At 28.3% G+C, this 14047-nt stretch carries 10 protein-coding genes; 9 read left to right on the plus strand and 1 reads right to left on the minus strand.

All coding sequences use genetic code 11. The annotated features are described in order from the left end of the window. Positions 1 to 9 precede the first annotated feature (9 nt). The 9 genes from ABCM86_RS05590 (at position 10) to ABCM86_RS05630 (ending at position 11592) form a co-directional block, all read left to right on the plus strand. Positions 10 to 237: a DUF896 domain-containing protein gene (locus tag ABCM86_RS05590; protein WP_330593190.1), complete on the plus strand. Its 228-nt coding sequence runs from the start codon at positions 10 to 12 to the stop codon at positions 235 to 237. Between the two features lie 28 nt (positions 238 to 265). Continuing rightward, positions 266 to 1645 (plus strand): aminopeptidase, encoded by a 1380-nt coding sequence (locus ABCM86_RS05595; RefSeq protein ID WP_295572936.1) that lies wholly within the window; start codon positions 266 to 268, stop codon positions 1643 to 1645. 401 nt (positions 1646 to 2046) lie between these two features. Next, positions 2047 to 2781, plus strand: coding sequence for a hypothetical protein (locus tag ABCM86_RS05600; RefSeq protein WP_295734116.1), 735 nt, complete (start codon positions 2047 to 2049; stop codon positions 2779 to 2781). Between the two features lie 227 nt (positions 2782 to 3008). Beyond that, entirely contained in the window at positions 3009 to 3677 is a 669-nt protein-coding gene (locus tag ABCM86_RS05605; protein ID WP_195931053.1) for a TetR/AcrR family transcriptional regulator, read from the plus strand. Between the two features lie 10 nt (positions 3678 to 3687). Further along, positions 3688 to 4563 carry a metallophosphoesterase gene (locus ABCM86_RS05610; RefSeq protein ID WP_295734119.1) on the plus strand — a complete coding sequence of 292 codons (876 nt, stop codon included), beginning with the start codon at positions 3688 to 3690 and terminating at the stop codon, positions 4561 to 4563. Between the two features lie 253 nt (positions 4564 to 4816). Continuing rightward, positions 4817 to 6913, plus strand: coding sequence for an MMPL family transporter (locus tag ABCM86_RS05615; RefSeq protein WP_343003671.1), 2097 nt, complete (start codon positions 4817 to 4819; stop codon positions 6911 to 6913). A gap of 47 nt (positions 6914 to 6960) precedes the next feature. Next, positions 6961 to 9501, plus strand: a complete 2541-nt coding sequence (locus tag ABCM86_RS05620; protein ID WP_343003672.1) for a hypothetical protein — start codon at positions 6961 to 6963, stop codon at positions 9499 to 9501. 249 nt (positions 9502 to 9750) lie between these two features. Beyond that, positions 9751 to 11250 carry a sodium/proline symporter PutP gene (putP, locus tag ABCM86_RS05625; RefSeq protein ID WP_330605593.1) on the plus strand — a complete coding sequence of 500 codons (1500 nt, stop codon included), beginning with the start codon at positions 9751 to 9753 and terminating at the stop codon, positions 11248 to 11250. 129 nt (positions 11251 to 11379) lie between these two features. Then, a complete protein-coding gene (locus ABCM86_RS05630) occupies positions 11380 to 11592 on the plus strand; it encodes a hypothetical protein (protein ID WP_295572949.1) in 213 nt (70 codons plus the stop codon). Between the two features lie 41 nt (positions 11593 to 11633). Here the strand turns inward: ABCM86_RS05630 and ABCM86_RS05635 are convergent, their stop codons facing one another. Beyond that, positions 11634 to 13796: a YhgE/Pip domain-containing protein gene (locus ABCM86_RS05635; RefSeq protein WP_295572952.1), complete on the minus strand. Its 2163-nt coding sequence runs from the start codon at positions 13794 to 13796 to the stop codon at positions 11634 to 11636. Positions 13797 to 14047: the final 251 nt, after the last annotated feature.

Consider the following 14047-nt stretch of genomic DNA (forward strand, 5'->3'; position numbering starts at 1 on the left):
TAAAGGTCTTTGGCTATAGTAAAGATGGTAGATCAAAAGAAAATAGACAGAATAAATGAACTTGCAAGAAAAAATAAGGCAGAAGGTTTAACACCAGAAGAAATAAAAGAAAGAGATGCATTAAGAAAAGAATATTTAGCAAACTTCAGAAAAAGTTTCAGAGCTAGATTAGAAAATATAGAAGTAGTTTCACCAGAAGAATACGAAAAACGTATGAAAGAAAAAAAAGATAACTAGAAACAAAAGGCATATGGAGGGATCAAAGATGAATCTTAAGTACGAGCTGAGAAATGGATGGAAAGTTATAAATGAGATGAATAACATGGATGCAGTTATGGAATATTCAAATCAATATATGGACTTTCTAGATAAGGGGAAAACAGAGAGAAGATGTGTTAAAGAAATTGAAAGATTAGCTATAGAAAATGGATTTAAATCAATTTCAGATATAGAAAAAGTAGTACCTGGAGATAAAATATATGCTATAAATAGAGACAAAAACATAGCTTTATTTGTAATAGGAAAACAAGATATAGAAAAAGGTCTAAGAATTATTGGAAGTCATATAGACTCACCTAGATTAGACTTAAAACCAAACCCACTATATGAAGATGACAATATGGGATATTTTAAAACTCACTACTACGGTGGAATCAAAAAATATCAATGGGTCACTATACCACTTGCTATGTATGGAGTTGTAATATTAAAAGATGGAAGCAAAGTTGAAATAAGTATTGGGGATGAAGAAGGTGACTCAGTATTTTGTGTAACAGATTTACTTCCACACTTAGCGGCAAAACAAAGACAAAAAACTCTTGAAAAAGGTATAGAAGGCGAGGATTTAAATCTATTAATCGGAAGTATACCAGATGAAGACCAAGAAAAAGACAAAGTCAAAATGAATATTTTAAATCTATTAAATTCTAAATATAATTTAGTAGAAGAAGATTTTATAAGTGCTGAGATAGAAGTAGTTCCAGCAGGTAAATCTAGAAATCTTGGATTTGACAGCTCTATGATACTATCTTATGGACATGACGATAGAGTTTGTTCATTTGCAGGAGTAAAAGCTATCCTTGAAACAGAAAATCCTGAATATACTGCATCAGTATTATGTGCTGATAAAGAAGAAACAGGTTCTAATGGAAACACAGGTATGCACTCTAGATTTTATGAAAATACAGTAGCAGAGCTTATAAATATGCAGACTACTTATTCTGATTTAAAAATTAGAAGAGCATTTTCAAATTCTAAAGTATTATCAGCAGATGTAAATGCAGGTTATGATCCGATTTATTCATCAGTATATGAAAAAAATAACTCTTGTCATATAGGATATGGAGTGTGTATTTCTAAATATACTGGAGCTAGAGGTAAAAGTGGAACAAGTGATGCAAATGCTGAATTTGTAGGCGAAATAAGAAGCATATTTAATGAAGCAAATGTAGTATGGCAAAGTGGCGAATTAGGTAAAGTTGATGAAGGTGGCGGTGGAACAATCGCGTATATATTAGCAAACTATGATGCACAAGTTTTAGATTGTGGAGTAGGAGTGCTTAGTATGCATGCACCTTATGAAGTAATATCAAAAGCAGATATATTTGAAATGTATAGAGGATATAAGGCATTTCTTAATAAATAATAAAAAATAAAAAGCTGGTTAGAGATTTAGATCTTATAACCAGCTTTTTATTTTTTATCGAAATTTTAATTAAATATAAAAATGATGATTTTTAATATAAAAATATAACTTTTTATTGAAATATCAATAAGATTTCGTGGAATTGATTATCAGTATCACAAACGTAAAACTCACAATATATAATAAAGTTGTTGATTTTATTTACAATTTTGTTATATTATTAAAATATAGAAATAAATTACAAAATTTTAATATAATAGGAAATTCTATTACAAAAGGTTTACAACTACTACAAAACTATTTTTTTATTTATAGAAATATGTATAATTATAAATAAGAAAATCTTTTTTTTGAAAATATGATATGTTGTACCAATTATAAAAGAAAAGGAGGGCTAGCATATGAAGTATATTAAAAGATTAGTTTTAACAATGATACCAGTAGTATTCTTAATGGGATGCTCAGCTTCAAATATGAAAACAAAAAATGTTTCAAAAGAAGCAATAGAGAGAAATACTATGACAAAAGTACAAAGTGACGTAAATGTAATCATGAATAAAAGCGACGATTACGTTCTTCAAAATATGGGAAGCCCATACAGTACAATATATTCTTTAAAAATAGACAAGGTAAAAAACTTTGAAGATTTAAAGAAAATGGTCGATAAAAATATGGATGATGTAGAAATACTAAGTAAGGGATTATTATATCCTAAATATACATCAGATTATAACTTAGATGGAAGTGCACTATATATTGCATTAAAAAATAATAAAGTAAATGAAGTGGAAACTTGTGATTTTAAAAATTTAGATGTATCATCATTGATGGATGAAAAGGCAAACGCCGTAATTTCAGCATATACTGATTATAACAGTTTAAGTTCTGAAAATATCAAAAAAGAAAAACTTAATAAGTATATTGGAGAAGATAAGAGCAGTATATCATCAATAACTAAAAATAAAAAATGTGCTTATAGTATTTATATGGATGTAGACGGAGGAGTCAACATAGACATATACAGTATAAAAGACAGCGACTTTTTAGTTATAGCATATAAAGACAATAAAATTACTTATATAGAACAAAGAGACTGTACTAATATAGTATCGGGAATAAAACAAAATATTAATTAACAATAAAAATGTTATTTCAAATATTTATTTTTGAGATAGCATTTTTTATTGTGTTTTTGTTGTATAATAAAATTATAATATCTTTTTAATATTTCTCATTTTATTTTAGATATTGTAAGTCTAAAATAAATATATTAAATTAATAATATATAAAAATATTCTTTAAGGTATAATATTAGTGCCCAATATTTATATTTAAAATGAATAAATTTTAAGGAGAAATAGTTATGAGTAATAAAAAAATAGATATTGAAGAACAAATTATAAAGAAATCATTTAATCTTTTTTTAGTAAATGGCTATGAAAAAACAACTATTAGACAAATTGCAGATGCAGCTGGAATTGGAAGAGGACATTTATACTATTACTTTAAAAAGAAAGAAGATATACTCCTTTATATTTACAAAACTATATTCAATAAGATTTACGAGTTAATAAGCAATCACCATATGAATGATACTGAGCTTTTATTAAATTATGCTGTAACACAATGTTTGTATACATATACAATAGTCAGATATGAAAGTCTATTTAGAATATATATAGAAGCATCAACAGTGCCTATAATCAGAAAAGAATATGTAAATATACTAGTAGATTTATTTAAGAAAAAAGCCCTAGAAACACATTATAATGTAGCTGAAAAAGATATATATATAAGTGTTACTGTTGGATGTTCAGGAGAAGAAGAATTACTTAGAAGATATTATAATAAAGATATACAATTAGAAATTGAGGACATAATAAAATCAGTAATATCAACTAGATTAATTTTATTAAACATAATAGATAAAGAACAAGTAGATCAAATTGTAAGTAATGCAATAGATATTTCAAATAAATTAAATATTGGTGAATTACTAGAGAGTTTTGATATATTTTTAAATAAAGTTTAAGGAGCGTTATATGTACAAGACAATACTAATACTTATTTGTATTTTTATTTTGATTTGTATTTATTTAAGTCACAATATAAATACATTAGAAATAGCACAATATACAATTAAAAATAAAAAAATACCAAAAGAATTTGATGGGTATAATATTGTCCAAATTTCAGATTTACATAGTAAATCATTTGGCAAAAATAATATAAAGTTATTACAAAAAATTAAATATTTAAATCCAGATATAATAGTTATCACAGGTGATTTAGTAGATGGGGAAAATAATAACTACGATATAGCTTTAAACTTTATGAAGGAACTGACAAAACTATATAAAGTTTATTATATAATAGGAAATCACGAGCAAAAGGCATTGATTAAAAAATATAAACAAGAGTATATTAAATATTTTGAAGAATTAAATCAAATAGACTTTATAAATTTAGACGATGATAAAGTGAAAATACAAAAAAATAACTCTAAAATAAATTTATATGGACTTACAGTTCCATATAGTTGCTATAAATATTTATTTGACGATAAGGAGATTACAACTATCGACAGTAAATTTTTAGAACAAAAATTAGGTGATTTAAATAAAAATGAATTTAATATACTACTAGCACATACTCCATTTTATTTCGATGCATATGAAAAATGGGGTGCAGACTTAACTTTATGTGGTCATGTGCATGGTGGCGTTGTAAGACTACCATTTATAGGAGGCTTATTATCACCAGATAGAAAGTTCTTTCCTAAGTATGATTTAGGAAAATACGAAAAAAATAATTCGACTATGATAGTAAGTAAAGGACTTGGAGGCTCAAAAGTATTAATAAGAATAAATTGTAAGCCTGAAATAGTAAGTATAAAATTAAAAAGCGATATAATTTAAAAGAACACATAGCAGTTTTTCTGCCATGTGTTCTTTTTATTTCTAAGGAAATTATATATAATTTCCAACTTATTATTTAAAGCAACGGAATCTTTGATTCGCCCGTTATATGAGCGAAGCGAATTTTTTATGTGCAATAAAAATTTTATAATCTACTGTAAAAATTTAACACAAAAACTTGTTGACAAACTTTTGGGCGCGCCCTACAATCTAGGTATAAATATTGGGCACGCCTAAAAATGGAGGTAGAATTATGGAAAGGATATCAAAAGCGATAGCCAAACATAGCAAATTAATTTTGCTATTAGCAGTAATATTAGTAGTTCCAGCAGCATTTGGATATTTCAAAACAGATGTAAATTATGACATATTGAGTTATTTGCCAGAAGAGACATCTACAATGCAAGCAGAAAAAATTTTACAAGATGAATTTGGATGCGGATCTATCGCGATGCTTATTGTTGAAGATATGCCAGATAAAGATGTAGCCAAAGTAAAAGAAAAAGTAGCTAAGTTAGATGGAGTTAAAAAAGCACTTTGGGTAGATGATTTTGTAGATTTATCTGTACCAAAAGAAATTCTCCCAAAGGATATGACAGATTTACTTTATAATGGCGATAAATCTACTATGATAATAGTAATGTTAAAAGAAGGTACAGCAACACTAACTACTCAAAATACTGTACAAAAAATTAGAAACATAGTTGGTGCACAAGGATTTTTAAGTGGTATGAGTGGTATTATAAAAGATACTAAAGATTGTGCAGATGGAGAGATGCCATTATATGTAATAATAGCTGGTATACTTACTTTAATAGTTTTATTACTTACAATGGAATCAACTGTAGTACCATTTGTATTTTTATTAAGTATAAGTTTAGCAATTATATATAATTTTGGTTCTAATATAATTTTAGGAGAAATCTCATATATAACTAAAGCCTTAGCAGCAGTATTGCAACTAGGGGTAACAATGGATTATTCTATTTTCTTACTTCACAGATATGATGAAGAGTTGGGAAAAAACTCCGACAGAATAGAGGCCATGTCAAATGCAATACAAAACACATTTGTATCTATAATAGGTAGTTCGACAACTACTGTAGCAGGATTCTTAGCACTTTGTACTATGGATTTAAGTTTAGGTATGGATATGGGTATAGTAATGGCAAAAGGTGTTATAATTGGTGTTTTATGCACAGTAACAATTTTACCATCATTAATATTAATATTTGACAAAGCAATACACAAATATAAACATAAAACAATTTTACCAGCATTTGAAAAAACTTCAAAATTTGTAGTTAAACATTATAAAAAACTAGCAGTATTATTCGTTATAATATTTATCCCTGCATTTATAGGAAATAACAATGCTAAGGTTTATTATAACTTAGATGAGTCTTTACCAGATGATTTTCCATCAATAGTTGCTACTAATAAGATGAAAGATGACTACCATATGGAAAGTACAGATTTTATCTTAGTAAGCGATAAATTAGATTCAAATGATGTAACATCTATGATTAAAGAACTTGAAGAAATAGACGGTGTAAATTCAGTTATAGGACTTGAAAAATATATAGGTCCAGCAATAGATCAAGAAATGATACCTGATGAAATTTTAAGTGAATTAAAAGCTGGAGGATATGAAGAAATATTATTAAATTCAAAATATAGAGCAGCTTCAGATGAGTGTAATGCACAATTAACAGAAGTTGAACATATAGTCCATAAATATGACCCTGATGGTCTTGTAGGTGGTGAAGCACCTCTTACAAAAGATTTAATAAGAATAGCAGATACAGACTTCAAGAAAGTAAGTGCAGCTTCTATAATAGCAATATTCTTGATAATAGCTATAGTATTTAAATCAATATCATTACCAGTTATATTGGTTGCAGCAATAGAATGTGCTATATTTGCAAACTTAGGAATTCCTTATTATACAGGAAAGATTGAACCATTTATAGCATCTATAGTATTAGGTACAATACAATTAGGAGCAACAGTTGACTATGCAATACTTCTTACTTCTAGATTTAAAGAAGAATTGGGATATAATGATAATAAATTTGAAGCTATGCAAGCAGCAATAAAACATAGTGGTGGATCAATAATGACAAGTGCGTTATCATTCTTCTCAGCAACTATAGGTGTTGGTGTAATTTCACAACTAGAACTTATAGGTTCATTATGTAGCCTAATGTCAAGAGGGGCAATAATAAGTATGTTTATGATTATATTCATATTACCAGGATTATTACTTGTATTTGAACCAGTAATAAGAAAAACAAGTAAAGGTTTTGAACCTGATAAAAAATCAAAAACAGCAGACGCTGTAAATTAAAAGATATTTAATATTATAAGTAGTTAATTAATGGGGGAGGATTAATCATGTATAATAAAAATATTAAAAAGAAATCAATTGCATTAGCAACTGTAGCATTAGTAGCAGCAAATAGCACTTGTGCTTTTGCTGCAAAAACAGATACTAAAGTCACAAAAGATGAAACAGTATATTCTATATTAGATGAAAACGGAAATGTAACAAAAAATATTGTTTCAGACTGGATAAAAAGTGACTCATCTTTAGGAAATATAAAAGACGTAAGTAAATTGACAAATATAAAAAATATAAAAGGAAATGAAAAACCAAGTATAAATGGAGATAATGTTACTTGGGATGTAAATGGGGATGATTTATATTATCAAGGTGAAAGTAAAGAACAATTACCTATAGATGTAAATATAAGATATGAATTAAATGGAAAAGTAGTAAATCCAAAAGACGTAAAAGGAAAAAGCGGTGATTTTAAAATCACTATAAAATTAAAAAATAATGTTAAGAAGAATGTTCAAATAAATGGGGAAGACAGAATAATATATACACCATTTTTAACAGCAGGGGAAATATTACTAGATAGAGATAATTTCAAAGATATAGAAATCAGTGCAGGAACTATGTTAGATGAAGGAAATAATGCTTCTATAACATTTATATCTTTACCAGGTTTAAGTAAATCTTTAAATTTAAGCAGTGATTTAAATAATTACTTAAATTTAAAAGATGAAATTGTTATAACTGGTAATACGACTAATTTTAAAGTTCCAACTATAATGTTTGCTCTTACAAGTGATATTACTGGAACATTAGAAGACATAGATGGAGATATGAACTTCAGTGAATTAAAAAGTGCATTACAACAACTAGAAGATGCAGGAACAGAATTAGTAGATGGAGCTAAACAAGTAGCTGATGGAAGTGAAACACTTAATTCAAGTTACAGCAAGTTTGATGATGGTGTAAAATCATTAGATAGTGGAATAACTACATTAAAAGAAGGTTCTGATACACTTGCAAATAGTTTACCAACATTAAATGAAGGAGCAATGAGTTTAACAAGTGGTTTACAACAAATAAATGAAGGACAACAATCTTTAAATTCAGGTATAGCAACTTATACTAATAGTGCAAATCAATTAGATGGTGCTTATGCACAATTAACATCAGGAATAAGCTCATTAGATCAAGGTATTAGTTCATTGAGCAAAGGAGCAGAAACACTTGCAAATAATTTACCAACATTAGATCAAGGTGCAATGAGCTTGACAAGTGGACTTGCTCAATTAAATTCATCACAAAGTAAATTTGCAAGCGGTGTACAAAGTTATGTAAGCAATGCAAATAAATTAGACCAATCATATAACAATATAAATAGTGGTATAAATTCTGCATATAGTGGAGCAAGCAATTTAAGTGGAGGATTAAGCCAATTAGATAGCGGAGTAGACAGTTTAATAAGTTCTACAAGCACTGTAAGTTCATTAGCTGATTCTGTTGCACAAGTATCTTCACAATTATCATCATCAAGCAGCAGTCAACTTCAAGCACAAATAAATGCTTTATCACAAAAAGCCGCAGCAAATGGAGATAGCGAACTTGCAGCAGAAATAGCTCAATTAGGAAGTAGTTTACAACAACAATCTGGACAACTAAGCACAGCAGCAGCTAGCTTAAATCAAATAAGCTCTGGACTAAAAACAGTAGCATCTAAACAACAATCTGGACTTAGCTCAGTTAAAAATGGAATAAGCTCAGTATCAGCAGGTGCATCTAGTTTACAATCAGGATTATCAACACTTAAAAATGGTTCATCACAATTTGGATCAAGTTTAAATCAATTTGCTGGAGCAGGAAGTACACTTAGTGATTCATCTTCACAATTATCAAATGCAACACAAAGTGCATATGCAGGAAGTCAACAATTATCAGCAGGAACAAATCAACTAGTAAGTGGAGCAAGTAGCTTGACAAGTGGTATTAATCAACTTAAAAATGGTTCATCATCATTAGTTACTGGTTCACAAACATTCGGTACTAATTTAAGCCAATTTGCTAAAGCTGGTGGTCAGTTACAATCAGGAAGCAATACTTTATCAAATGCAACACAAAGTGCATATGCAGGAAGCCAACAATTATCAGCAGGTACAAGTCAATTAGTAAGTGGGGCAAGTAGTTTAACAAGTGGTGTTAACCAACTTAAAGATGGTTCATCAACATTAAGCAGCAGTTCTACACAAATAAAAGACGGTATATCTAGTTTAGCAAGTGGTAGCACTCAACTTTATAATGGTACTGTTCAATTTAAACAAGAAGGTCTTGACCAATTAAGTGGTGAAGGTAATCAATTAATATCAGAAGTAGGAAATATAATGGACGTTAAAGATGAATTAGTAACAGCATCTGAAGAATACAATAACTATTCAGGAATAAATAGTGATGATATGAATGGTAAAGTTAGATTTGTATTTAAAGTTGAAGAATCAGAAGATAAAGATACTAAATCAGAAAGCCAAAAAACAGATACAACAAAAGACAATACTCAAGAAAAGAAAGGTTTTGTAGATTGGATAAAAGGTTTATTTAATAAATAAAAATTTAAAAAATAAATTTACTAGATAATTATTCTAGTTAATAAAAAATAATTATTATACTATATAAAATTAGAGATGGTTTATAAATCATCTCTAATTTTATATCTGCTTATTTATTGCGAAACTAAGCTATATAAAAAAATTTTATTGACTATTGATATAGCTTAATATTATATTATATTTATAAATACAATGGAATAATTATCCAATGAGGGGTGTTGGATAATTATAAAGTCAGGGGGGAGAGTTTTGGTACAAAGCAATATTACTATAATAGTAATTTTCGTAATATATCTAGCTATGATGCTTGCAATAGGTCTTATTGCATATAAAAAGACTAGCAATACAGAAGATTACTTTTTAGGTGGAAGACAATTAGGAAGTTGGGTAGTATCCCTTAGCGCACAAGCGTCAGATATGAGTGGATGGATGCTAATGGGACTACCGGGAGCTGCATATATTGCAGGATTAGAAGCAGGATGGATTGCATTAGGATTAACTATAGGGACTTATTTTAACTGGAAACTAGTAGCTAAAAGGCTTAGAAATTATACTGAAGTATGTAATGCAATAACAATTCCGCAATTTTTAGGAAATAGATATAGAGATAATCAAAATATACTGAGAATAGTCAGTTCGTTATTTATATTAATATTTTTCTTAGTATATACTGCATCAGCATTTGTTTCAGGTGGAAAATTATTTTCAACAGTATTTGGAATAGATTACACATTAGCTTTATTGATATGTGCTGTAGTAGTTGTATCGTATACTTTTGCAGGAGGATTCTTTGCAGTATGTTGGACAGATTTAGTTCAAGGGATTTTAATGTTTGTTGCTATAGTTGTTGTTCCTTGTGCTGCTGTAGTTAGTATGGGGGGAGTAGATGCAACAATAGCTAGAATAGAATCAGTTAATGTAAATATGCTAAATCCATTTATAACACTAGATGGAACACATATTGCTATGATAACTGTTATATCATCTCTTGCTTGGGGGCTTGGATATTTTGGGCAACCACATATATTAGTAAGATTTATGGGGATTGATGATGCAAAAAGTATTAAAAAGTCGAGATTAATAGCTATGGTATGGGTAGTATTCTCTTTAACAGCAGCAACTATGGTAGGCTTGCTAGGAAGGGTATTTTTAACTGAGGATTTAAGTAATTCTTCTGGGGAAACTGTATACATATTAATGGTTATGAAGATATTCCCGCTTGTTATAGCTGGTGTATTCTTAGCAGCAATACTTGCAGCAGTGATGAGTACAGCTGACTCTCAGCTATTAGTTACAGCTTCGGCGATAACTGAAGATTTTTATAAAGCAAAAATTAGACCACATGCAAGCGACAAAGAATTAATGATAGTAAGTAGACTTACAGTTATGGGAGTATCCATAATAGCTATACTTATAGCATTAAATCCTGATAATACAGTTTTGGGTCTTGTTGAAAATGCATGGGCAGGATTTGGAGCCACATTTGGACCAATTATGTTGTGCTCATTATTCTGGAAAAAAACAACTAGAAATGGAGCGATTGCTGGGATAGTAACAGGTGGAATTGTGACAATAGTTTGGAGAAATTTAGGGGTTATATATGGTGGAATATTTAGTCTATACGAAATAGTTCCTGGATTTATATTATCAGCAATAGCAATTTATTTAGTAAGTAAATTTGGACAAGAACCATCACAAGAAATCCAAGATGAATTTGAAAAGGTTAGAGAATTAAATAGAAATTGTTAATAAAAATAAGTTAATATAATATGAAAGCACAATCTAATGAACTATATAATATATAATTAGATTGTGCTTTTTTGATGTATAATTAAGATATAAGAAAGAATTTTATATGTAATCTAGGGGGGGATTTGTATGAATTTAGAACTTGATAAAAATTTAAAATATGTTTTTATCAAAGAAAAATACTTTGAAGATGTTCTTAAAACACAAGGAAAACTTACAACTATAGAAAAAAACTTTGGACATAAGTATGACAAAAAAAGAATTAAAGTAGTAAATCAAAAAAGTGGTTTAGTAGATGGAAAATTCTATGTAAGCTATAAATGGTGCGAGAAAATAGATTAAATAAAAAAAAGGATGATAAACTCATCCTTTTTTTATGCAAATTATTCAGTTAAACGGCTACCTTCTAATTTAGAAATAAATTTATGGAATAATTTATTAATCGGTGCCTTTAAGAATATATTTATAACAATTGATAATATAAGGAATATTAATAATACGCTTACATCTCTAGTTAAATTAGGCATATATACTCCTCCAATTGCTTCCCTCATTGCCGAAATACCATAAGTAAATGGCAAGAATGGATATATCATTTGGAAGAACTTTGGAGTTACTTGTATAGGGAATGTACCACCGGAACCAGCTACTTGAAGAACAAGTAAAATTACACCAACGGCTTTTCCTATATTTCCAAATATAGATACCAATGAATATACTATAAAGTTAAATACCGCACTTACAAATAAGGCTATCATCGTAAATAAGAGTGGATTATCCATATGAACCTTAAGTATAAAGATATTTCCAAGACTTACAATCAATGCCTGTATAAGTGCTATTGATAAGAATGTAAGTCCTCTACCTAGATAAACTTGGTAAGGTTTATATTCGTCGTCATCTTCACCTTTAACATGAACTTCTGTAGTTAAAAGTGATGTTAAAAGTAATATACCAACCCAAAGGCAAAGTGTAGTATAAAAAGGTGTCATTGAAGCACCGTAATTAGTCATAGGATATATAGTTTTTTGAACTATATCAACAGGAGATTTCAAGAAATCTACATTGGTCATGACATCATTTTTTAAGAAGTTTATAAGATCTTTTGTATCTTCACTGTTGTTTATTTTGCTTATAGCATCTATGAAATCATTTAATATAGCTTTTGCTTCAGGAATTTTTTCATTTGCAAGAGCTATAGTACCTTCTGCATTTTCTGAAAATCCTGAAAGGCTAGCTAATAAGCTTTTGACTTTAGGTATTTCAGCTTGTGCATTTTTTAATAATTCACCTACATTTTCAGAAACACCTATACCTTGATTAAGAATTTTATTTATAGGATTTTTTATAGTTGAATCATAGTTGTTAACTAAGTTTGATGTAATAGAATTAACATCATTTAGTAATGTAAGCATACTGTTTAATTTTGTTAAAGATGGTTGCTCATTTGCTTCAATTTGAGATTTTACTGTATTTAAAATATTTATTGAAGTTTCAAGCTTACTATTTATTGTATTTAATTTGTTTATAGAATCATTTAAATGTTGTCCATTTGTTATTTGATTTATTTTTGTTAAAAGGCCGACAATATTACTTGAAACATTGTGTAAATTATTTAATTTTGACGTTAAATCGTCTATACGTTGTGGTGCATCTTCATAATTTGAATTTATAGCTTCTATCAATGCTGAAGCACTATTTGCAGCTGAAGCAGATACACTATTTAAAATCTGTAAATCTCTTTTTATTATAGGGCCTAAATCACTTAGATTATTTTGTGTGTTTTGTAAAAATGAGCTTGCATCAGAAGACAAATCAGATGCTGTTGTAATAGTTTTTTCTATTAAAGGCATATTCTTATTTAAGCTATTTATTACACCATTCATTTTTTCTATAGATTCAGAGCCATATTTTACAGTGTTATCAATTGTTGCAAATTTATTTTTAACATCTATCAGAGATGTTTCGATTTTTGTCAACTTTGGCAACTCTTCTTGTAATTTTACACCAGTATCGTTTAGTAAAGTAAATGCTATTTCACCAACAGTTTTTATAAATTCACTATTTACTTGACTTTGAATTGATGAAGCGCCTTTATCAGTTATTTTAGGGGCGATTGCATTTATCTTTTCATTTACCGAGTATATAATTTTAGCTTTTGTTGTTTTTTTAGATAAGATTGATGCTAAATCCTCTGAAAAATTGCTTGGGATTTCGATTGTTGCATAATATTTTCCGTTTTCAAGTCCCTTTTTAGCATAATCTGAATTTACAAATTCCCATCCAAGGGCGTCGTTGTCTTTTAATTTTTTTACTACTTGATCACCTACATTTATGTTTTTATCAGACAAAGTTGTACCTTTATCTTTATTTACTACAGCAATTGGAATATTTCCAGTATTTCCATATGGATCCCAAGATGCATAAATATTAAACCATGCATAAAGTGAAGGTAAAATACAAAGAGCTAATACGACAATTAAAAGAGCAAAATTAGTAAATATATCTTTGATGTCATCATAAAATACTTTAAAAATTTTTGTCATTGTATCCTCCAAGAATATATTTCTGTTTTGTTAACTTATTTATATTTGAATCTCGACTTTGTTAGGGTTTACAATAGTTTTACCCACAAAATAAATTCAATATTAATTTATCTATAGGCTAATAATCCTATTTATGATTATTTTTCATATGTTAACAAAACTTTTATCTATATTATAATTTAAATTTTAAATTTTATCTATATTATAATTTAAATTTTAAATTTTCTATATTCTTACTATATAATAAATAT

The organism is Clostridium sp. 2218st1_F5_2218SCRN_220325, assembly GCF_039062665.1.
Lineage (GTDB): Bacteria > Bacillota > Clostridia > Peptostreptococcales > Peptostreptococcaceae > Intestinibacter.